The 20,383-nt window shown below is 71.6% G+C and carries 21 protein-coding genes; 13 read left to right on the forward strand and 8 right to left on the reverse strand.

What is annotated here, in order from left to right:
* Positions 1–5: 5 nt before the first annotated feature.
* Positions 6–2,492, reverse strand: coding sequence for an ATP-binding protein (locus JKJ07_RS48895; protein WP_203078758.1), 2,487 nt, complete (start codon positions 2,490–2,492; stop codon positions 6–8).
* Positions 2,493–2,601: 109 nt separating this feature from the next.
* Between JKJ07_RS48895 and JKJ07_RS48900 the strand changes: the two genes are divergently transcribed.
* Entirely contained in the window at positions 2,602–4,032 is a 1,431-nt protein-coding gene (locus tag JKJ07_RS48900) for a gamma-aminobutyraldehyde dehydrogenase (protein ID WP_203078759.1), read from the forward strand.
* A gap of 121 nt (positions 4,033–4,153) precedes the next feature.
* Here the strand turns inward: JKJ07_RS48900 and JKJ07_RS48905 are convergent, their stop codons facing one another.
* A complete protein-coding gene (locus JKJ07_RS48905; protein WP_203078760.1) occupies positions 4,154–5,359 on the reverse strand; it encodes a saccharopine dehydrogenase family protein in 1,206 nt (401 codons plus the stop codon).
* Between the two features lie 205 nt (positions 5,360–5,564).
* On the opposite strand from JKJ07_RS48905, the gene JKJ07_RS48910 reads away from it, so the two are divergent.
* The 4 genes from JKJ07_RS48910 to JKJ07_RS48925 all read left to right on the forward strand — a co-directional run bounded on the left by JKJ07_RS48910 (position 5,565) and on the right by JKJ07_RS48925 (position 9,061).
* Positions 5,565–6,023 carry an Lrp/AsnC family transcriptional regulator gene (locus JKJ07_RS48910; protein ID WP_203078761.1) on the forward strand — a complete coding sequence of 153 codons (459 nt, stop codon included), beginning with the start codon at positions 5,565–5,567 and terminating at the stop codon, positions 6,021–6,023.
* A complete protein-coding gene (locus tag JKJ07_RS48915; RefSeq protein ID WP_203078762.1) occupies positions 6,020–7,282 on the forward strand; it encodes an NAD(P)/FAD-dependent oxidoreductase in 1,263 nt (420 codons plus the stop codon). Before JKJ07_RS48910 ends, JKJ07_RS48915 begins: the two co-directional genes overlap by 4 nt.
* A 48-nt stretch (positions 7,283–7,330) precedes the next feature.
* Complete coding sequence (locus tag JKJ07_RS52155; protein ID WP_203078763.1) at positions 7,331–8,287, forward strand: helix-turn-helix transcriptional regulator; 957 nt, start codon at positions 7,331–7,333, stop codon at positions 8,285–8,287.
* A 444-nt stretch (positions 8,288–8,731) separates the two neighbouring features.
* The gene (locus JKJ07_RS48925) at positions 8,732–9,061 is read left to right on the forward strand and encodes a hypothetical protein (RefSeq protein ID WP_203078764.1); all 330 of its coding nucleotides are present in this window, start codon (positions 8,732–8,734) and stop codon (positions 9,059–9,061) included.
* A gap of 49 nt (positions 9,062–9,110) precedes the next feature.
* Here the strand turns inward: JKJ07_RS48925 and JKJ07_RS48930 are convergent, their stop codons facing one another.
* The 3 genes from JKJ07_RS48930 to JKJ07_RS48940 all read right to left on the reverse strand — a co-directional run bounded on the left by JKJ07_RS48930 (position 9,111) and on the right by JKJ07_RS48940 (position 11,220).
* Positions 9,111–9,470, reverse strand: a complete 360-nt coding sequence (locus tag JKJ07_RS48930) for a VOC family protein (RefSeq protein WP_203078765.1) — start codon at positions 9,468–9,470, stop codon at positions 9,111–9,113.
* A gap of 63 nt (positions 9,471–9,533) precedes the next feature.
* A complete protein-coding gene (locus JKJ07_RS48935) occupies positions 9,534–10,391 on the reverse strand; it encodes an AraC family transcriptional regulator (protein WP_203078766.1) in 858 nt (285 codons plus the stop codon).
* A gap of 13 nt (positions 10,392–10,404) precedes the next feature.
* Positions 10,405–11,220, reverse strand: a complete 816-nt coding sequence (locus tag JKJ07_RS48940; protein ID WP_203078767.1) for a DUF72 domain-containing protein — start codon at positions 11,218–11,220, stop codon at positions 10,405–10,407.
* Between the two features lie 37 nt (positions 11,221–11,257).
* Between JKJ07_RS48940 and JKJ07_RS48945 the strand changes: the two genes are divergently transcribed.
* Both JKJ07_RS48945 and JKJ07_RS48950 read left to right on the forward strand, forming a co-directional pair.
* Complete coding sequence (locus JKJ07_RS48945; protein WP_203078768.1) at positions 11,258–11,851, forward strand: P-loop nucleotide/nucleoside kinase family protein; 594 nt, start codon at positions 11,258–11,260, stop codon at positions 11,849–11,851.
* 7 nt (positions 11,852–11,858) lie between these two features.
* Positions 11,859–12,635 carry a TIGR02452 family protein gene (locus tag JKJ07_RS48950; protein WP_203078769.1) on the forward strand — a complete coding sequence of 259 codons (777 nt, stop codon included), beginning with the start codon at positions 11,859–11,861 and terminating at the stop codon, positions 12,633–12,635.
* On the opposite strand, the gene JKJ07_RS48955 is transcribed toward JKJ07_RS48950, so the two are convergent.
* Together JKJ07_RS48955 and JKJ07_RS48960 are read right to left on the reverse strand one after the other, a co-directional pair.
* The gene (locus tag JKJ07_RS48955; RefSeq protein ID WP_203078770.1) at positions 12,625–12,927 is read right to left on the reverse strand and encodes a dihydrofolate reductase family protein; all 303 of its coding nucleotides are present in this window, start codon (positions 12,925–12,927) and stop codon (positions 12,625–12,627) included. The genes JKJ07_RS48950 and JKJ07_RS48955 overlap by 11 nt on opposite strands.
* A 149-nt stretch (positions 12,928–13,076) precedes the next feature.
* A complete protein-coding gene (locus tag JKJ07_RS48960) occupies positions 13,077–14,063 on the reverse strand; it encodes a LacI family DNA-binding transcriptional regulator (RefSeq protein ID WP_203078771.1) in 987 nt (328 codons plus the stop codon).
* 30 nt (positions 14,064–14,093) lie between these two features.
* Between JKJ07_RS48960 and JKJ07_RS48965 the strand changes: the two genes are divergently transcribed.
* Positions 14,094–15,230 carry an MFS transporter gene (locus tag JKJ07_RS48965; RefSeq protein WP_203078772.1) on the forward strand — a complete coding sequence of 379 codons (1,137 nt, stop codon included), beginning with the start codon at positions 14,094–14,096 and terminating at the stop codon, positions 15,228–15,230.
* 130 nt (positions 15,231–15,360) lie between these two features.
* On the opposite strand, the gene JKJ07_RS48970 is transcribed toward JKJ07_RS48965, so the two are convergent.
* Complete coding sequence (locus JKJ07_RS48970; protein WP_203078773.1) at positions 15,361–16,659, reverse strand: hypothetical protein; 1,299 nt, start codon at positions 16,657–16,659, stop codon at positions 15,361–15,363.
* A 10-nt stretch (positions 16,660–16,669) separates the two neighbouring features.
* Here JKJ07_RS48970 and JKJ07_RS48975 point away from each other — a divergent pair, with 10 nt between their 5' ends.
* The 5 genes from JKJ07_RS48975 to JKJ07_RS48995 all read left to right on the forward strand — a co-directional run.
* On the forward strand, positions 16,670–17,923 hold the full coding sequence (locus JKJ07_RS48975; RefSeq protein ID WP_203078774.1) for a prolyl oligopeptidase family serine peptidase: 1,254 nt from the start codon (positions 16,670–16,672) through the stop codon (positions 17,921–17,923).
* A 29-nt stretch (positions 17,924–17,952) separates the two neighbouring features.
* Positions 17,953–19,137 (forward strand): low temperature requirement protein A, encoded by a 1,185-nt coding sequence (locus tag JKJ07_RS48980; protein ID WP_203078775.1) that lies wholly within the window; start codon positions 17,953–17,955, stop codon positions 19,135–19,137.
* A 38-nt stretch (positions 19,138–19,175) separates the two neighbouring features.
* Positions 19,176–19,700 (forward strand): RNA polymerase sigma factor, encoded by a 525-nt coding sequence (locus JKJ07_RS48985; protein WP_203078776.1) that lies wholly within the window; start codon positions 19,176–19,178, stop codon positions 19,698–19,700.
* Positions 19,697–20,047, forward strand: a complete 351-nt coding sequence (locus JKJ07_RS48990) for a hypothetical protein (RefSeq protein WP_203078777.1) — start codon at positions 19,697–19,699, stop codon at positions 20,045–20,047. The genes JKJ07_RS48985 and JKJ07_RS48990 overlap by 4 nt, the downstream gene beginning before the upstream one ends.
* A 62-nt stretch (positions 20,048–20,109) precedes the next feature.
* Positions 20,110–20,383, forward strand: a 274-nt coding sequence (locus tag JKJ07_RS48995) for a transposase (RefSeq protein ID WP_203078778.1), incomplete at its 3' end; no start/stop codon positions are given.

Here is a 20,383-nt window from a genome sequence, read left to right on the forward strand (position 1 = left end):
AGAGGTCAGTCGCCGGCGACGGGCAGGGTGACCGCGAAGACGCTCCCGCCCGCGGGGACGGGAGTGGCCGACACTGAGCCCCCGTGGGCGTCGACGATGGCCTTGGTGATCGCCAGGCCGAGGCCGGTGCCCTTGGTGCCGTTGCGCACGGCGTTGCTGGCCCGGAAGAACCGGTCGAACAGCCGGTCGTACTCCTCGGCGGGCACCCCGATGCCGGTGTCGGCGACCTCGATGACCGCGTCGCCCTCCTCGCCCGCGGTCAGGTGCGCGGTCACCGAGACCGTGCCGCCGCCGGGTGTGTACTTGACCGCGTTGGCCACCAGGTTGTCGAGAACCTGACGCAGCCGTACGGGGTCGGCGTGCACCGGCAGGTGGCGCGGCACCTCGAGCCGCAGCGTCAGGCCCTTGGCGTCCGCGGCCGGCTGCTGGGCCTGCACCGCCTCGCGCACCAGCCGGGCGGCCGAGATGGGCTGCGGGTCGATGTGCAGCTGGCCGGCCTCGAGCCGGGCCAGGTCGAGCAGGTCGTCCACCAGGTGCTGCATGTGGGCCGAGCGCCGGTCGATCACCTCGGCCAGGTGCCGCTGCTCGTCGCTGAGGTGCGGGTCGTCGAGCAGGGTCTCGCTGTAGCTGCGGATCGCCCCGAGCGGGTTGCGCAGCTCGTGGCTGACCATGCCGACCATCTCCTCGCGGTTCGCGGCCAGCCGGGCCTGGGTCGCGGCCAGGCTCAGCGCGAGCTCCTCGGCCCGGCGCCGCTCCATGTGCCGGCCCAGATGCGCGCACACGCCGTCGAGCAGGTCGAGGATCTCGGGGTCGGGCTCCAGCGGCACGGCCGTGAGGAACAGCAGCACGCCGAGGATCTTCTGGTCCGAGCGCACGGGCACGCCGATCGCGCTGTGCAGCCCGGCCGCCCGCACCTGGGCCGCTTTCAGCACCGTACGGGGGTCGTCGAGCACCTCGGGGATCCACAGCTCGGTGCCGCTGTCCCAGACCCGCCCGGCGATCCCCACCCCGCGCCGCACGAGCGGGGGCCGGTCGACGACGCCGTGACCCGGCGCCGCCCAGTTGCCGACCCGCACGATCGTGCCGGACAGGTCGTCGGCCTGCCAGAACTCGCCCAGCGCCCAGCCCAGCCCGGCGCCGACCGCGGCCACCGTACGGTCGGCCGCCTCGCCCGCGCTGTGCGAGTCGGCCAGCCCCCGCGCGACGGCCAGGCGCAGCTCGCGGAACGTCTCGACGCGCCGCTGCTCGGTGATGTCGTGCATGGCGACCACCGCGCCGAGGCGGCGGCCGTCCGGGGTCTCCAGCGGGCGCGCGTTGACGTGGAAGCGGCGGGCCGGCGCCCCCTCCGGCGCGATCACCATCTCGGCCCCGTCGACCCGCTCCCCCGCGTGCGCCTTGATCAGCGGAATCTCGTCGGCGCGCAACGGCGTACGCCCGTCCGGGCCGTACATGTCGTAGGCGCGGGACCAGTCCGCGGCGGGCAGCTCCTCGCGCACCCCACGCCCGTGGATGTCGCGCAGCGCCTGGTTGAACAGGGTCAGCCGGCCGTCCTCGTCGCACGCGCCGACCCCGGTGTCGAGGCTGTCCAGCAGCGCCTGCAGAAACGCCCGCTCGTGCTCGAGCTGGCGGCGCTCGGCCTGGCGGGCGGTGATGTCGTGCAGGAACGCGTGGAACCCGCCGTCCGCCTGCATCAGGCTCATCTCGACCGGGAACTCGGCCCCGTCGCGGTTGCGGGCGACCAGCTCGACGCGCCGGCCCATGATCGTGGACGGGCCGCCGCTGTGCATCCGGGCCAGCCCGGCCGAGTGCGCCGCCACGAACCGGTCCGGGATGATCAGATCGGCCACCGGACGGGCCACCGCCTCGGCCGCGGACCAGCCGAAGATCTGCTCGGCGGCGGCGTTCCAGCCGGTCACCACCCCGTACGCGTCGATCGCGATGTGCGCGTCGGGGGCGTTGGTGAGCATCCCGCGCAGCCGGTCCGCGGTCAGGGCCAGCTCGCGCTCGCCGGTCCGCAGCGCGATCTCGGTCTCGGCCGCGGCCGCCAGGTCCTCGATGAGCAGCAGCTCGCGCGGCTCCCAGTCGCGGGGGCGGTCGTCCAGCACGCCGAACGCGCCGAGCGGGTAGCCGTCGGGACTGCGGATCGGGAAGCCCGCGTACGCGATGACGCCGTCGGCCAGCGCCGGATGCCCGCTCACCCGGTCGTCGATGCGGGCGTCGCAGATCATCAGCGGGGCGTCCGTGTCCACCACGAGCAGGCAGAACGTGCGGTTAGGCGGGGTGCCCGAGTGCCCCACGACCCGGCGCCGCTCCGAGCCGACCAGCGACACCAGGGCCCGTGACGCGCGCAGCTGGTGGGCCGCGGCCCGGGCCAGGCGGTCGAGCGAGGGATAGGTGCGGCCGTCGAGCATGCCGGTGCCGCGCAGGCGTTGCAGCCGGGCGGCGTCGGTCAGCCGGCCGTCCGCACCGGTCGCGCCCGCTGTCGGCCCCACTCTTCCCGCTTCGGCCGGGCTCCGCGGGAGCTGAGGCCGAACTCTTGTCTGCTACGGAATCAGTGGCAGGATGGCTGCCAAACATCAGTATCCTGCGTCTGGAGATCGTGTGACCGCGAAGACCGTGCTGCACAACTTCATCGGCGGCGAGGCGGCCGCGCCCGCCGACGGCCGCTACGAGGACCTGATCGACCCGGCCACCGGCGAGGTCTTCGCCTCGGCCCCGGTGTCGGGCGAGGCCGACGTCGACAAGGCGATGGGCGCCGCCTCGGCCGCGTTCGAGAAGTGGCGCAACACCACGCCCAGCGAGCGGCAGCAGGCGCTGCTCAAGTTCGCCGACGCCATCGAGGCGCGGGCCGGCGAGCTGGTCAAGGCGGAGTCGCAGAACACGGGCAAGCCGCTGGGCCTGACCGCCAGCGAGGAGCTGCCGCCGGCGGTCGACCAGATCCGGTTCTTCGCGGGCGCGGCCCGGCTGCTCGAGGGCCGGTCGGCGGGGCAATACATGCAGGGCTTCGAGAGCTACGTACGGCGTGAGCCGATCGGCGTGTGCGCGCAGGTCACGCCGTGGAACTACCCGCTGATGATGGCGGTCTGGAAGCTGGCGCCGGCGATCGCGGCCGGCAACACGGTCGTGCTCAAGCCGTCCGACACCACCCCGGTCACCACGGTGATGCTGGCCGAGATCGCCGCCGAGTTCCTGCCGCCGGGCGTGCTCAACGTCGTCGTCGGCGACCGCGACACCGGCCGGGCGCTGGTCACCCACAAGACGCCGCAGCAAGTGTCGATCACCGGTTCGGTCCGCGCGGGCATGGAGGTCGCCTCGGCCGCCTCCGCCGACCTCAAGCGCACCCACCTGGAGCTGGGCGGCAAGGCCCCGGTCGTGGTCTTCGACGACGCCGACATCGCGGCCGCGGCCGCCGCCATCGCCGAGGCGGGCTACTTCAACGCGGGCCAGGACTGCACGGCGGCCACCCGGGTCCTCGCGTCACCGCGGGTCTACTCCGACTTCGTGGCGGCGCTGAGCGAGGCCGCGAAGGGCACGAAGACCGGCGCGGCCGACGACGAGGACGTGCTCTACGGCCCCCTCAACAACGCCCGCCAGTTCGAGCGGGTGGCGGGCTTCGTCGACCGGCTGCCCGACCACGCGGTGCTCGGGGCGGGCGGCGCTCGCGTCGGCGACCGGGGTTACTTCTACTCCCCCACCGTCGTCTCCGGACTCAAGCAGACCGACGAGGTGATCCAGGACGAGATCTTCGGCCCGGTCATCACGGTCCAGCAGTTCAGCGACGAGGACGAGGCGGTGGCCTGGGCCAACGGCGTCGAATACGGCCTGGCCTCCTCGGTGTGGACCAAGGACCACGGCCGCGCGATGCGGATGACGCAGCGGCTCGACTTCGGCTGCGTGTGGGTCAACTGCCACATCCCGCTGGTGGCCGAGATGCCGCACGGCGGGTTCAAGCACTCCGGCCACGGCAAAGACCTTTCCGTGTACGGCCTGGAGGACTACACCCGCATCAAGCACGTGATGCACGCTGTTTAATGGCATCGCTCCGCTCCGCGTGGCGATTGCCTTGTAACCGGTGAGGAGGCACTCGCCGGGTTAGGGCAGTTAGCAGACGCAAGTAGAACGTGGGGGCCGCTGGCGGGCGGCCCCCGCTTCACTAACGTTCCTGCAGCTCCCAGGGCGAGCCGTATTCGACCAGCTTGTCCAGGAAGGGCACCGGGTCAAAAGCCTCGGGACCCAGTACGCCGGAGCCGGTCCACGTGCCGGTGGCGAGCAGTTCGAGGGCCACGATCGGGTTGACGGCGGTCTGCCAGACGACGGCCTGGGCGCCGTACTCGCGCATCGACCACTCGTTGTCGACCAGGTGATACAGGTAGACCTCGCGCGGGTTGCCGTCCTTGCCGGTGCCGGTCACCCACGTACCGGCGCAGGTCTTGCCCGTCATCCGGTCACCCAGCGTGGCCGGGTCGGGCAGCACGGCCGCGACGACATCACGCGGCGAAACGTCAACACCTTTTACCCGTACGGGATCCGTCTTGTCCAAACCCAGCTTGCGCAGTGTCTTGAGGACGTCGATGAACTCGGTGCCCAGCCCGTACTTGAACGTGACCTTGCGAGCCTCGACCCAGCGCGGGATCAGCAAGACCTCCTCGTGCTCGACGTGCACGCACTCGACCGGCCCGATGCCGCCCGGGAAGTCGAACACCTCGGGCTCGGCGAACGGCTCGGTCGTGTACCAGCCGCGGTCGCGCTCATAGATGACCGGCGGGTTCAGACACTCCTCGATGGTCGTCCACACCGAGAACGACGGCGCGAAGTCATAACCCTCGACGACCAGATTCGCCCCGTCCCGTACGCCGATCTCGTCGATCCGAGAGAACAGGTGCTCGGCGGCGTACTTGGCGAAGATGTCGGACAGGCCGGGCTCGACGCCGATGCCGACCAGGGCCAACCGGTCCGCCGCTTCCCACTGCCCGGCCACCGCGAACTGCTCGTCACCCAGTTTCACGCCGGTTTCCTCGTACGGGGAAACCGGGTGTGGTTTTGACAGCGACATCGCCATGTCGAGGTAGTGGGCGCCGGCGGCCGCGGCACCGTCGAAGACCGGCATGACGAAGCGCGGGTCGACGGCGTTGAAGACGTGGGTGATCTCGTGCTCGCGGCAGAGTGCGGCTACCGCTTCGGCGCTGGAGGCGTCGATCTTCGCTGCGACAAATCGGTCATCGCTCGTTTTCGCCGCCGCCGTCTCCGCCCGGCCGAGGTCGTAGTCGGCGATCACGAACAGGTCGAAGAAGTCGCGGCGGGCCGCGATCAGCGCGGCGGCGGATCCGACACCGCCCGCTCCGACGGCGAGGATGCGCATGGGGTAAGCCTCTCGTTCGAGCACTGAAACCGTGTCCCACGAGCCTTGACGGCACGGAAAAGCTTGTCAAGAGCGATCAACTCTGCGATAAACGCAGTGGTTGACGAACAGTGAGGGGGACGTTCCGGTGCGGATTCCATCGACGGCCGCAAACCGGACGAGTGATTCGATTGCCGTCGACCTGCCCGGCGGGAAGAATCGCGGCGTGACGGCGGACGTGGCACTCGACGACATCAACAAGCAGATCATCGAGCACCTGCAGCGCGACGGGCGAATGTCCTACGCGACGCTGGCGAAGACGATCGGCCTCTCCGAGGCGGCGGTCCGGCAGCGGGTGCAGCGCCTGCTCGACGGCGACCTGATGCAGATCGTGGCGGTGACCGACCCGCTCACGCTCGGCTTCGCGCGGCAGGCGATGGTCGGCCTCAAGGTGAACGGCGACCTGCGTGCCATCGCCGACGAGATCGCCCAGATCCCCGAGGTCGACTACGTGGTGATCTGCGCCGGCGGCTTCGACCTGCTCGTCGAGCTGGTCTGCACCGACGACGAGCACCTGCTCGACCTGCTCAACGAGAAGGTCCGGTCGATCAAGGGCGTGATCGCCTGCGAGACCTTCATGTATCTCAAGTTGGCCAAACAGACGTACGCGTGGGGAACTCGATGATTCCGTCCTTCTGGCTGAGCACCCTCGACCCGATCACGCCGCGGCCGCCGCTGCCGGGCGACCGGTCGTACGACGTGGCGATCGCCGGGGGCGGCTACACCGGATTGTGGACGGCCTACTACCTGTCGCAGCTCGCGCCGTCGCTGTCGATCGCGGTGCTCGAGGCGTCGTACTGCGGGTTCGGGGCATCGGGGCGCAACGGCGGGTGGGCCTCGGGGCTGTTCCCGGTAAGCGAGGCCAAACTCGCGCGCCGGTACGGCCCCTCCCAGGCGGCGGCGATGCATGCTGCACTGGCCGATGCGGTCGATGAGGTCGGGCGGGTGGGGATCGATTGCGACTACGCCAAGGGCGGGACCATCTCGCTGGCCCGCTCCCCCGCGCAGCTGCGGCGGGCTCGGCGCTCCCCCGGCTTCCTGTCCCGCTCGTCGGCTGCCGCTATCTGCAACGCCACCGACGTGCTGGGCGGGGTTTACAGCCCCGATTGCGCCGCGTTGCATCCTGCTCGCCTGGTGCGCGGCCTCTTGGCTGCGGTTTTGCAGCGCGGAGTTGCAGTTTATGAGGGCACACGCGTTTTGTCCCTTTCGCGCGGGTCGGTGGTCACCGATCACGGCACGGTCACCGCGGGCACGGTGGTGCGGGCGCTCGAGGGTTACACGGCCCAGCTCTCCGGGCATCGGCGCGCGCTGGCCCCGGTCTACTCGCTGATGATCGCGACCGAGCCGCTGCCCGCCGCCGACTGGGAACGGATCGGGCTGGCCCGGCGCGAGACGTTCACCGACGAGCGCCACATGATCATCTATGGCCAGCGTACGGCCGACGACCGGCTCGCGTTCGGCGGCCGCGGCGCGCCCTATCACTTCGGGTCACGCGTCGAGCCCTCGTACGACCAGGTGCCGTCGGTCTTCGACAGCTTGCAGGAGACCCTGGCCGACATGTTCCGGATCCGGCCCGAGATCGCGTACCGGTGGGGCGGCCCGCTCGGCATCCCGCGCGACTGGATGCCCAGCGTCGGGTTGCAGGATGGCGTCGCCTGGGCCGGCGGCTACGTGGGCGACGGGGTGGCGGCGGCCAACCTGGCCGGACGCACGCTGGCCGACCTGATCGCGGGGCGCGAGACCGAACGGACCGGGCTGCCCTGGGTGGGCCACCGCTCCCGGCGCTGGGAACCGGAGCCGATCCGCTGGCTCGGCATCAACGCGGCACTGCGAGCCACCAATCTGAGGGACACCTGGGAGAAGCATCCGGCGCCCGCCCGCTGATACGTTTCGGACACAGTCACTTCCGTTCCCGGGCAGAAGGAGCGCGATGTGGACAACCGAGTCGACTTCGCCACCGACGATCCCGAACGGGCACACGAGGTGCTCAGCCGGATCTACACCGGTTACCGGTTCCGGATGCACCACGTCCAGCGCCGGTTCAGCTATCGGCAGCAGTCCGTGCGGGCCGGGCCGATCACGCTGAGCCGGGTCCGCTACACGATGGACGTGACCGTGCAGTTCCGCACCACTGACAGTTTCATCTTCGTGGTGCTGGCCGACGGACTGCTCGAAACCCGGGACGGCCGCGACACGGCGGTCACCCGTCCCGGTGACGTGCTGCTGCACCGCCCCGGCCGCGCGCTGACCAACCTGTGCAGCGACTTCGACATGCACGGGCTGACACTCGACGCCGCCGTGGTCGCCGAGACGGCCGCCGCCCGTACGGGCACCGACCGGGCCGGCTTCCGGTTCGACGCCATGACCCCGGTGTCGCGGGACCAGGCCCTGTATTGGCGGCACACCATGGCCTACCTGTACAACCTGTTCACCGCCGACGCCGAGCCGCTGCACAACCCCCTGGCCGTCAGCGCCGCCACCGACCTGGCCGCCACGGCGGCGCTGGTCACCTTCCCCAACACGGCCATGGCCGCCCCCCACCGCCCGGCCACCGGCCCGGCCCCGCCCGCCGCGGTCCGCCGCGCGGTGTCGTTCATCGAGACCCACCTGGCCGAGCCCCTCACCGCCACCCGCATAGCCGACGCGGCCCGCATCACCCCGCGCGCGTTGCAGGCCGCCTTCCGCCGCCACCTCGACACGACGCCGATGGCCTACCTGCGCCGCACCCGCCTGGACCGCGCCCACCACGACCTGCTGGCCGCCGACCCCACCGACGGCGCCACCGTAACCGCGATCGCCCACCGCTGGGGCTACCTCGACCTAAGCCGCTTCGCCGCCGACTACCGCTCCGCCTACGGCCACTCCCCCCGCACGACACTGCTCCACTGAAAAACCACGCCGCCCCGGCCCACGCCGCCCCGCCCTCGACACCCCGGACCTCGGGCCCAACCTTCACGGCCCCAGCCCACAGGGCTCCACCCCTCGATACCCCGCCCCTCAGCGCCCCCGCCCACAGCGCCCCAGCCCCTCAGCCCCGAGCGCCCCGGCCCCAGCGCTACACCCCCAATGTCCAGCGCCGCAGCTCGCAGCCGCTACGCCCCGGCGCCCAAGCCCTTCCCCCACGACGCGCCGGACCAGGCCCACCAAGACACCGGTGTCACCCTGACAATGTCCGGCCGGCCGTCTCTCTCAGCCTGCGAAAGGACAAACACCCATGTCATCCGGGTCCATCGCCCGTGATGGAACGCCCTTCCGCCGGCAGAAGGAAACTACGGTTGCCGGCTGGGCTGGGGCTTTCGTTCGGCTGAGGTGGCGCTGGGGCTGTCTCATTGGGTGGGGGTGGCGCTGGGGCTGTCGTTCGGCCGGGTGGCGCCGGGGCTGTCGTTCGGCGTGGACCGTCTATTAGCTGGGGTGGCTCTGGGACTGTCGTCCGGCCAGGTGACGCTGGAGCTGCCGCCCGGCCAGGTGACGCTGGAGCTGCCGCCCGGCCAGGTGGCGCGGGGGCTGCCGTTCGGCGTGGACGCTCGTTCGGCTGGGGTGGCGCTGGACCTGCCGTTCGGCGTGAACCCCTCGTTCAACTGGGGCGGCGCTGGAGCTCGTCCGGCCGGGTTGCGCCCGGGCTGCCGTTCGGCGTGGAACCCGTTCAGCTGGGGGTGGCGCTAGGGCCGAGCCGGCTGCTGCGGCGACGGGTGGTGGCGAGGACGGCTCGGCGTCAGGGGACGGTGGTGTGGGTCAGGTTGATCAGGTTGCCGTCGGGGTCGTGGACGTGGGCTACGCGTTGGCCCCACGGCATGTCGGTCGGGGGGCCGAGCACCTGGCCGCCCGCTGCTTCGACCTTGGGGAGCAGGGCGTCGACGTCGTCGACTTCGATGCTCAGGGCGAAGCGGGGGGATGAAGGGGTGCCGGGCTCGTTGACCAGGCCGAAGCCGGAGTCGCCGAGGGTCAGGCCGATGTAGAAGGGGGCGCCCTCCGCCGGGTGGCGCATGGTTTCGACGGCGCCTAGCAGGCCCTCGTAGAAGGCGCGTTGGCGGTCGAGGTCGGCGGTGCTGAGGATGGCTTGGACGGTGGGCATGGGGTCTCCCGCGGTCTCGTGGAACGGACACGTCCCGGGTAGGACCGGGCGGGCGGCTCCAACTCATCGCTCGATCGGCAGCCACAGTTCCGTGACGGCGGTGCTGAAGTCGGCGGCGCGCTCGACGAAGGCGACCATCGACGGGCCCGGGCGCAGGCGCCACGGGTTGGAGGGGAACCAGTCCGTCGCGGTGGCGGCCCACGTCGACTGCAGCGACTCGGGGTAGGCGCCGCTGCTGCGGAACACCGCCCACTGGCCCGCCGGCACCTCGATCGTGTCGAGGCCGGGCGGGATGATCGTGGTCTGGGTGACGGCCACGCCGTGCAGGTATGTCAGCTCGGTGCCCTCGGCGGCGTCGGGGCGGACCTCGTCGGTGACGGCGAGCAGGCCCGCGGGGTCGGTGTTGCCCAGGGCCTTGAGCCGGGCGTGTTCCTCGGCGGGCAGCGCGGCGACGTGCCGCTGGATGTGCGGGTTGATTCCGGCGTGGAGGAGCGGGACCCGTACGGCGTGGCCGGTCAGCCGGAAGGCGGGGCGGTCGGCGATCCGGGTGTCCATGGGGCGGCCGCCCTCGACGGTCAGGCGAAACCTGAGCTGGGGCTGGGCGCGCAGGGGCCCACCGTCGCGGCGGACGTCGCCGGGGCTCACGCCGTGCACGGCCTTGAACGCGCGGCCGAACGCCTCGGACGAGCCGTACCCGTGCCGGACGGCGATGGTGAGCAGGTCGTCCTCGCCGCGGACGACGTCGGCCGCGGCCACTGTCATGCGGCGCCGGCGCACGTACTCCGACAACGACATCCCGGCCAGCGACGAGAACATGCGCCGCAGGTGGTATTCGGTCGTGCCGAGCTTGCGGGCCGCCGCGGCGATGTCGACCTCGCGGTCCTCGACGAGCTCGGTCAGGTGGTTCAGAGCGGCGATCATCGGTGGCCGCCGATCAGAACAGGGTGGTCGGCTGCGGCTCGGGCAGCGGCTCGAGACCGGGGACGAGCGCGGCCACCTCGGCGTGGAAGCGGCGGGCCAGGGCCGGGGCCTCGGCGTTGTCGGGCGTGTGCACGAAGACCGTCGGCGAGCGGCCCTCCCGCAGCCAGCGGGCGATCACCGGGAGCCAGCGTTGCCAGCCCTCGACCGTACGGGCGGGGTCGTCGCGGCCGAGATAGCGGATGATCGGGGAATCGGTGACGGCGTGGGGACGTACGGGCAGGCGGGGTTTCTTGGACCACGCGTCGCGCTCGGCGTCGCTGGTGGGCGGGCTCGCGAACATGACGCTCGTGTCGAACGGCACCAACTCGGCGTCGGCGGCGCTGAGAACCTGGTGGAGGGGGCCGGGGTCGTCGGCGAAAGCGGGATGGCGGACCTCGACCGCGTAGCGGAACCCGGACGGCTGGCGCCGGAGGAAATCGCCCAGCGCGGGCAGATCGGACGGCCCGAAACTCGCCGGCAGCTGGATCCACAGGGCGTGGATCCTCGGCCCGAGCGGCTCGATCGCCTCCAGGAAGATCCGCCGCGCCTCGTCCCCGCTGCTTCGGAGCCGCTCGTCGTGAGTCACCTTGCGGGGGAATTTCAGGACGAATCGGAAGTCGTCAGTGGTCTGCTCGGCCCAGGCGGTGACGGTCTCGCGGGTGGGCGTGGCGTAGAACGTCGTGTTGCCCTCGACGGCGTTGCACCATTCGGCATACGACCGCAGCTTCTCCGTGCCCGCCACCGGCCACGCCTTGTGCGTCCACTGCGCACAACCCACGTGCAGCCTCATGCCGAAAACGTACCGTTGCGTTTGGCACGATCACCGAGTGGGTGAACTCATTCTCGTCAACGGCCTGCCGGGCTCGGGCAAGACGACCCTGGCGACCGGGCTGGCCTCACTCCTCGACGCCCCACTGATCTCCAAGGACGCGCTCAAGGAGGCCGTCGCGGGGGTCGTGCCTTCGGTTCCGGGCTCCGCACTGGGGGCCGCGGCCGGCGACATGATGTGGTCCCTGGCGGCGGCCTTGCCGGGGCGCGTGGTGCTGGAGTCCTGGTGGTTCAAGCCGCGGGATCTGGCTTTCGTCGAGGCCGGCCTGCGCCTCTGCCGCCCGGACAGCGCGGTCGAGATCTGGTGCGACGTCCCGGCCGACGTCGCCCAGACCCGGTACGCGGCCCGCCGGCGCCACCAGATCCACGATGACCAGCGCCGCCTCGCCGAAGATTGGCCCCGGTGGGCGGCAGAGGCACAACCACTCGACCTGACACCGGTGGTACGCGTCAACACGCACGATCCAGTGGACCTACGCGACCTGGCAGCCCGAATCGCGGCGCTACAAGAGAGCAGTCCCGGACGGCAGCTACGGTCGAGACAAAGCAGCGGGGTTTTATCGGTCGCGGGCTTCGGTGGCGCGCCGTCATGATGTTGGGGTGAGTAGTAGGTTGCGGGCCATCGCCCGCGAGAGTGTGGAGATCGCGGAGCGCGGTGGCTACGCCGGGGTGAGTCTGGGCGATCAGGTGAGCAAGGCGGTGGCCGGCACTCGGCTTTACGGCCCGGATGACGAGATCGCCGTACCGCCGCCGGTCGATGGTGGGCCGGTCGTTGAGGTGACTAACGAGTCGACGCTGGCGGCTACCCGGCGGCTGGGTGGGGATCTTGCCTGTCTGGTCTTCGCCTCGGCGCGTAACCCGGGTGGCGGGTTCCTCAACGGGGCCAAGGCTCAGGAGGAGAGCGTGGCCCGCAGTTCGGCGCTCTACCCGGCCCTGCTCGCGGCGGGCGACTTCTACGCCTATCACCGCGCCCGGCCCGAGCTGACCTACAGCGACCGGGTGATCTATTCGCCGCGCGTGCCGGTCTTTCGCGACGATCGGGGCGAGCTCCTTCCGGCCGCCTATCCGGTTTCCTTCCTGACCGCGGCGGCCCCCAACCGCTCGGCGATCGCCCGCAATCAGCCCGAGCGGCTGCCCGAGGTTCGCGCGATCCTGGGCCGGCGGGCCCGGCGCGTGCTGCAGGTGGCCGCGGCGAACGGGCACCGGCGGCTGGTGCTGGGCGCGTGGGGGTGCGGCGTGTTCGGCAATGACCCGGTCGAGGTGGCGGACGCCTTCGCGGGGGCGTTAAGCGCTGGTCCGTGGTTCGAGCACGTGACGTTCGCTGTCCTCGACCGGGGTCCGATCTATGCGGCCTTTGCCGAGCGCTTCACCGCGTAACGCGCGTGGGTGGCGAGCGGTGAGCGGGGTTGGTGCCGCCCCACGCGCCGGCGGCGTCGTACATGCCGCGGCCGACGACGCCGGACCCGATCGTCGCGACCATCTCGTCGTAGAACTGCTTGTCGGGGCCGTGCATGGCGAAGTCGTGGCCACCCTCGTACGTCCACGGGCCGCCCATCACCCAGTAGTGCAGGCGCTCGCCGCCTCGGCCCAGCCCGTATTGCGGGCCGTCGTCGGGGCCGGTGACATAGCCGTCGACCGACGTCGTGATTGACGCGATGATCTTGCTCATGATTACTCCTTCGTCAGGCGCCAGCGCAACGACGCCGGGGGTGTAGCCGCAGTGACGCCGGGGGTGCAGCCGGAACGACGCCGGGGCCGCAGCCGGAACGGTGTCACCAGAACAGACCGGGCTCGAGGTCCGAACTCATCGCTGCCGGGTCAGTCGGTTGAGGCTCGCGCAACGATGTGCCAGGAGTCCTCGAGCGACGGCGCCGCCTCCCCCAGGGCGGCCGCCGCGCAGGCCGCCCCCTGCGCCCGTAACGACTGCGCGACGGTGGTCAGCCCGGCCGACGAAGCCAGCGCCGAGTCGTCCCACCCCGCCACCCGCGCCGACGGCAGCGCGATCTGGGCCGCGTGGGCCATCGGATCGTTCATGGCGGCCACCGCGTCGATGTCGGGCGCCTCGGCCAGCAGCTGTTCCATCATCCGCCGGGCCTCCGCCGAGTCGTTGGTGCGGCACACGCCGACCGGCACCGCGGACCAGTCGAGACCGAGCTCCACCACCGCCTCCCGGTAGCCCTCCAGCCGGTCGCGCGTCACCGGATATGCAGCCTTCATGAGCCCGGAAGCCACGAACGTGTCCCGCGCCCGGTCGACCGGGAAGCTGAGCACCGCGGGCCGCCGCGCGCCGGCGAACACGACCAGCCCCACGGCCCGCGCCGCGGCCCGGTTGTCGATGGCGAACGACCCGCCGTGGACGATCACCGGTCGCCCCGAGCCGCGCGCCGCCGTCAGCACCGGGTCGTCGTCGGTGGTGGTCCACATGACGTAACCGTCGACGGCCGCGGCCGCCACCCGATCGGGGTCGTCGGGCCCGGCCCCGGTCGGGACGATCAGCATGCCGTAGCCCCGGTCGGCGCACACCTCGGCTATCCCGGCCAGGAACTCCACCGCCTGCGGGTTGTCGAACGCGTACGTCAGGTGCTCACCCAGCACGACCCCGAGCGTGCGCGTCGCCCCGTAACGCAGGGAGCGCGCGCTCGGGTCGGGTCCGCCGTAGCCGAGCCGGGCCGCCGCCGCGAGCACGGCCTCCCGGGTCTCGGACGACACCCGCTGCGGGCGGTTGTACGTATACGAAACGGTCATCGGCGACACTCCGGCCGCGCGGGCCACGTCGGCCATGGTCACCCGTCGCCGCTGTTGCATGGCCGGATCCTATCTGTGTAGCGTTACACAATGTCCGCGTACACAGCCTTCATCGCCTTCGGCGCCTTCTGGGGAACGTGGGGCGCGGCCATCCCCCGCATCCGGGAGCAGGCCGCCCTCGACGACGCCCAGCTCGGCACGGCCCTGCTCTTCATCAGCGCCGGCGCCCTGCCCGCCATGCTGCTGACCGGCCGCGCCCTCGACCGCTGGGGCCTGCGCTGCTCGTCATACCTGCTGGTCGCGCTGGGCCTGGCCGGCGTGATCACCGCCGCCACCGGTCACGGCCTGCTCAGCCTGGCCGCCGGGCTGATCCTCGTCGGCATGACCAGCGGCGCCGCCGACGTCGCGGCCAACTCCATCGCGGGCCGGGCCGAGCAGCTCAGCGGCCGCCCGATCATCACCCGGGCCGGCGCCACCTTCTCCGTCGCCGTCGTCGGGTCCAGCCTCGGCACCGGCGCCGCCTACGCCCTCGACGCCCCGACCTGGGTCCCGTTCGCCGCCGTCCTCCTGGTCACCCTGGCCGCCGGCGCCGCGGTCCGCCTCCGCCTCCCATCCGGCGCCGTCACCTCGTTCCAGAGCGGCAACCCTTCCCCCCGTACGGCGTTGGGCCCGCTCCTGCTCCTCGGCGCGCTCGGCGCCCTGGCCTTCGCGAGCGAGAACGCGCACCAGAGCTGGAGCGCGGTCTTCATGGAGGACGTGCTCGCGGCCGCGGCCGGGCTGAGCGCGATCGCCCCGGCCGCGTTCGCCGCCGTCGTGGCGGTCACCCGCTTCGCGGTCAGCACGCTGAGCCCGGCCCACGCCCGTACGGTGGTGGTCGCCGGCTCGATCGTGGCCGCCGCCGGAGCCACGGTGCTGGCCTGGGCGCCGTCGATGCCCGTGGCCCTGGCCGGGCTGGTGCTGGCCGCCGCCGGCACCGCCGCCCTGTTCCCGACCCTGCTCAGCATCGTCTCGCGCAACGTCGACGAGTCCTCGCGCGGCCGCGCCACCTCAATCGTCACCGTCGTGTCATATCTCGGGTTCCTGCTCGGCCCGGTCTACGTGGGCTACTGGTCATCCGCCACCGGCCTGCGCGGCGCGATGCTGGCCGTCGGCGCCCTCGGCCTCACCCTGGCCGTCCTCGCCCTACCCCTGATCAAACTGAGCCGCCTGCGGGTCACGGCAGGCTGAGTGCCTCTCACGGCCGGCTGAGGGTCACGACCGGCTGAGCGCCTCTCACGGCCGGCTGAGGGTCACGACCGGCTGAGCGCTCGCCCGGCCGCCGCCACCACGACCGAGGCGAACACCCAGCCGCACACGATCAGGGCCACCGCCACCACCTTGTCCGCGCCGACCGGGTCCCAGGTCTTCTCGTGGCCCAATCGATCAGCGGGACGAGCAGGTCGAGCGAGTAGAGGAACGCGTCCCAGGACGGGTGCTCGTCCGCCTTGATCGGGCACAGCCCGGCGGCCCCGGCGCAGGACGCAGCGACGGCGAACCAGCCAGTCCCGGCCAGCAGCAGGACGGCGAAGATGGCCGCGGCCCGGCCGGGCTGATACCCGTACCCGATGGAGAGGTCTTGCACGATGCCCCAGAGCCGCCCGGGCAGCCCGCCGGTGCGGGACTCGCGGCGCAGCTTCTCGCGCAGCACCCGGCGCGCGTCACGTTCCCGGCCCGCGGCGCGATAGGCCAAAGCCAATTGCTCGTACGGCTGAGGCTCCACCGACGGCGTGGCCCGGCGCAGCACCTCCAGCCGTTCGCCGACCGGAACGTCGCGCCGCAGCTGCCGGTATGTGAAATCGGTCAGCACCGGCCGCGCGGGCCAGGCCGTCGCCGCATCGGCCAGCACCTCGACGGTCGCGTGCCGCAGGTCGACGTCGCCGGGCGGGGTCGGGCACTCCAGCAGCAGCTCGAAAGCGACGAGCCCGTCCGCCTTGAGCGACACTCCCCCGTCCTGCCCGAGCTCGGTGTCGCGCAGGACGACGGTGCCGCCGACCTTCGTGCCGCGCATCGTGACCAGGCCGTCGAAGCGGGCCCGGCCCAGCACGCAGTCGCCTCGGATCTCGGCCCGGTTGGCCTGCAGACGACCCGCCACCAGGCCCGACGCGTGGAAGCCGGCCCGCAGCTCGGCGCCCTGCAGGTTGACGGACCCGGTCACGCGGGCGTCGGCCAGCACCACGGAACCGGCAACGGTCAGGCCCCACGCGCCCAGCTCGCCGAGCTCGGCCCCGGGCAGTTCGAGCGGGCCGTCCACCGTGGCCGCGGGCAGGTTGAGCGTGCCGAAGACGCCGTCGGTGGCGTACAGGCCCTTCGTGGTCAGGCTGAACGCATGCACCAGCTCGCCGGTTGCCCGCGAGAGCACCAGCATGCCGTCGATCCGGGCCAGCCCCAGCAGCAGCGCGCCCTTCCAGGTCAGCCCGGCCGCGGTCAGGTCGCCGCCGACTCGGGCGCCGCGGGCGTCGACGGCCAGGTATTCGGGCGGGATCGAGTCGCCCGGGGTCAGGCCGAGGGGCTGGTAGCCGTCCGGGGTGACCCGGACGCCGTCGCGATCATTGTGGAGGACGCCCGCCTCGTGATAGACCGACACCAATGTAATCAGGTCGTAAGGAAGCCGAAACAAGGGAGTCCCCATGACCACGCCGATCAGTCGCCGCACCGTTCTGGCCGTGGGCGCGGGTGCCGCCGCCGGCCTCGCCCTTCCCGTCGCCGCCCACGCCCACCAGGCCGTACGGGCTCGGTTCACGCTCGACGCCGAGGTGCTCGACGGCGGCGAGCAGGTCACCTCGATCACCCTGCACACGGCCCGCCTCGGCCGTGTCGACCCGGCCAGCCTGACGACCGGCACGTTCACCGTGCACGCCAAGGCCACCAGCCCGATCCCGATCGCGCCCGGCGATCAGATCTTCAGCGAGTACGACCTGGACCGCGCGGTCACCGCGGCCCGCGTCGACCGGCACGGCGACGTCGTGCTCGACCTGGCGTACGCGGAAGGCGTCACCGGCGGCGGCACGCTCGGCTACATCGCGAGCAAGGGCCGCAACGTACGGCTGAACCTGGTTTACACGATCACTCAGCAGGCCCCGCTCGTGCTGCGCGGCGGCCGTCCCCTGACGATCACGGAGTTCCGGCAGGGCCGGCTGTCCAACCCGGAGGTCGACGCGTTCGGCTACGGCATCGCGCGCTCGGGCATGAAGTATCGCCTCTTCAAGCCGCATGCCAGGGGAAGACGGCCCTTGGTGGTCTGGCTGCACGGTGGCGGCGAGGGCGCGTCCCTGCCCGACAACTACTACGACAACGAGACCCAGTTGCGGGCCAACCGCGGGGCGATCGGTTTCGTCACGGATGAGGCGCAACGCATCTTCGGCGGCGCCTACGTCGTGGCCCCGCAGAGCCAGTCCTTCTGGATGGAGGACGGCCCCCGCTTCGCGCCGCAGATTCGCGAGATCATCCGGGACGTCGTACGGCGTCATGATGTGGACCCGTCGCGCGTCTACGTCGTCGGCTGCTCCAACGGCGGGTACATGTCGATGGAGATGACGGTCACCTACCCCGAGCTCTTCGCGGCCTCGGTCCCCATCTGCGGCGTCGTGCAGTCCCTGCAGCCCGGCGGCCCCCGCCTGATCACCGACGCCGAGCTGGCCGCCATCTCGACCCCGACCTGGCTGGTGGCCTCGCGCGACGACACGACGGTGCCGCCCGAGCCCAACACGATCCACGCCCACGATCTGATCCCGGGCTCCCTGCTGACCCTGTACGACCACGTCGTCTGGAACGGCCACCAGTTCGCGGGCCACTGGTCCTGGATCTATGTGGCCCGCAACGACCCCGCGCAGAACGGTCAGCACATCTGGCAGTGGATGGCCGCCAGGCGCCGCCGCGCGTAAAAATCAGGTGGCCGGGGAACAGCGGGCGCGTGACAACAGATGAACGTCCCGCGCCGCTGATCCGGCCGCCGAAACTGCGCACCGAACCGCAGCGCGGGGCCTCGCGGCTCGAGCTCTTCTTCGACCTGGCGTACGTGCTGGTCGTGGATCAGCTGGCCCAGTCGTTCGCGGGCAACCTCAGCGTCGGCGGCGCGTCGGTCTTCGCCGCCCTGCTCGTCGTCACCTGGTGGTCGTGGGTCACCACCACCCTGTACGCGAACCGGTTCGACACCAACGACGTCGTCTACCGGCTGGCCAAGCTGGGCGCGGCGGGCGCGGTGATCGGCATGGCCGCGGCCGCCCAGGGCGCGACCAGCAGCGAGGGCACCCAGTTCGCCCTGTGCTTCCTGGCCACCCGGGTCATCCTGCTGCTCCTGTACGCCCGGGCCTGGCGCCACGTGCCCGATGCGCGGCACACGATCGCCATCTACATCGCCGGCGCCGGCGCGTCCACGCTCTTCTGGGCGGCGTCGCTGCCCCTGCACGGCGCGCCGCGCTATGCCCTGTGGGCGGCCGGGATCCTGGTCGAGGCGGCCGCGCCGCTGGTGGCCACCCGGCTCGGCGACAAGACGCCGCTGCACCTCGACCACCTGCCCGAGCGCTTCGCCCTGTTCGTGATCCTGGTGCTGGGCGAGTCGGTGCGCTCGGTCGCCGTGGGCGTGCACGAGCAGCACTGGGCCGCCGCGTCGGTGGTGTCGGCCGTGGTCGCGTTCGCCGCGGTCGCGACCCTGTGGTGGATCTATTTCGACCTCGGCGGCGCGGCCGGCAAGAAGGAGCTGGTCGAGGACGGCGACGACGTGGAGAACGGCGTGGCCGACGCGTACATCTACGGTCACCTGCCCCTGATCGTCGGCCTGGCCATCGCCGCGGTCGGCATCGAGCAGTTCATCGTGCATCCCGCGGGCGCCCTCGACCCGTCCGGCCGCTGGGCCCTGCACGGCGGGGTCGCCCTCTATCTGGCCGGCCTGGCCGTGGTCATGTGGGGCACGTCGGGCCGCTGGCACGTGGCCTGGCCGTGGCCGACGGCGGTCATCCCGTTCGTGGCCGGGCTCGGCTTCGTCGAATCCCTCGAGCCGATTCTGGCCGTCGTCGCCGTCACTGTCCTGCTGGTCGCTACAGTGCTGGCGGGCATGTGGCAGCAACGCCACGGCGCTTTGCGAACAACCGAGGCCTGATCGGGGAACACGAATGCCCCGGCGCGGCAAGTAGGGGTATGAGATCGCCGACTGAGGCGGCCGCGGGGGCCGACGATCTGGCCGCGATGTTCGGCCGGCACGCCCGTGAGCTGCTGCGATATTGCACGAGACGGGTCGGGCCGCAGCTGGCCGAGGACGTGGTGGCTGAGACGTTCCTGGTCGCGCACGAGCGGCGGCACCGGTTCGATCCCAGTCGCGGCGAGCTGCTGCCCTGGCTGTACGGCATCGCCACGCGGCTGCTGCGACGACACGTACGGGAAGAAGTCCGTGCCCTGAAACAGGTCCCGCACGTGCCGGACGCGGGATACGACGACGCCGCCGCGCACCGGGTCGACGCGCAGCGTGACGTCGCGCGCCTGTCGGCCGTGCTGGCGAAGCTGCCGCGGCGGCAACGGGACGTGCTGATGCTCTACGCCGTGGCCGAGCTGGAGTACGCCGAGATCGCGGCCGCGCTGGAGATTCCGCTCGGGTCGGTGCAGTCGTCGCTGCACCGGGCGCGGGCCAAGGTCAAGGCGGCGATGAGCGAGGAGGACAACCGATGAGCCGTACGGATCCCGACCTGATCGCCGTCCGCGAGCTGCCGCCGGGCCTGGCCGAGCCGTCCGACGAGGCCGTCGCGCGGGTGTGGCACAAGATCGCCGCCCGGCCCGCGCCACGCCGCTCTTCCCGCCGCCTGTGGGTGCCGATCACCGCCGCGGCGGCCGTGCTGGCGCTGGTCGGGGCGGGAATCTTCTTCCTGAGACCCCGTACGGTGTCGCAGCCGGCCTTCACCACCGACCGCGAGACAGTGACCCGAGTGATCGGCGACCTGCGCGACCGCGCGGTGACGGCGGAGCCGGTTTCGGTCGGCCCGGGCCAGGTCATCTACCAGACGATCCACGTCGTCTGAGTTCCCCCCGGTTTGGCGGAGCTTCTCAAGCATGATCGACTGATCATGGGGAGGAATTATCCGTGGCCGCACCGAAGAAGTACCCCGACGAACTACGGGCGAGGGCTGTGCGCCTGTATCGCGAGTCGGATCCGAAGCCGACCATCCGGCGTCTGGCCGAGCAGTTGAACGTGCATCACGAAGCGCTCAGGAACTGGATCCGCCAGGCTGAGGCTGACGCGGGCGAACGTCATGACCGGCCGACCACCGATGTGGCCGAGGAGAACCGCCGGCTGCGTGAAGAGGTCGCTGAGCTGCGCCGGGTCAACGAGATCCTGCGTGCCGCCAGCAGTTATT

This window comes from Paractinoplanes lichenicola (assembly GCF_016785085.1).
GTDB classification, from domain to species: Bacteria; Actinomycetota; Actinomycetes; order Mycobacteriales; family Micromonosporaceae; genus Actinoplanes; species Actinoplanes lichenicola.

Bases quoted from the DNA above. Each gene is read 5' to 3' on its own strand.
- JKJ07_RS48990 (WP_203078777.1), top strand. From the start codon at position 19,697: ATGAGCCGTACGGATCCCGACCTGATCGCCGTCCGCGAGCTGCCGCCG.
- JKJ07_RS48940 (WP_203078767.1), bottom strand. From the start codon at position 11,220: ATGAGGCTGCACGTGGGTTGTGCGCAGTGGACGCACAAGGCGTGGCCG.
- JKJ07_RS48935 (WP_203078766.1), bottom strand. From the start codon at position 10,391: ATGATCGCCGCTCTGAACCACCTGACCGAGCTCGTCGAGGACCGCGAG.
- JKJ07_RS48985 (WP_203078776.1), top strand. From the start codon at position 19,176: ATGAGATCGCCGACTGAGGCGGCCGCGGGGGCCGACGATCTGGCCGCG.
- JKJ07_RS48955 (WP_203078770.1), bottom strand. From the start codon at position 12,927: ATGAGCAAGATCATCGCGTCAATCACGACGTCGGTCGACGGCTATGTC.
- JKJ07_RS48905 (WP_203078760.1), bottom strand. From the start codon at position 5,359: ATGCGCATCCTCGCCGTCGGAGCGGGCGGTGTCGGATCCGCCGCCGCG.
- JKJ07_RS48915 (WP_203078762.1), top strand. From the start codon at position 6,020: ATGATTCCGTCCTTCTGGCTGAGCACCCTCGACCCGATCACGCCGCGG.
- JKJ07_RS48975 (WP_203078774.1), top strand. From the start codon at position 16,670: ATGACCACGCCGATCAGTCGCCGCACCGTTCTGGCCGTGGGCGCGGGT.
- JKJ07_RS48930 (WP_203078765.1), bottom strand. From the start codon at position 9,470: ATGCCCACCGTCCAAGCCATCCTCAGCACCGCCGACCTCGACCGCCAA.
- JKJ07_RS48960 (WP_203078771.1), bottom strand. From the start codon at position 14,063: ATGCAACAGCGGCGACGGGTGACCATGGCCGACGTGGCCCGCGCGGCC.
- JKJ07_RS48965 (WP_203078772.1), top strand. From the start codon at position 14,094: ATGTCCGCGTACACAGCCTTCATCGCCTTCGGCGCCTTCTGGGGAACG.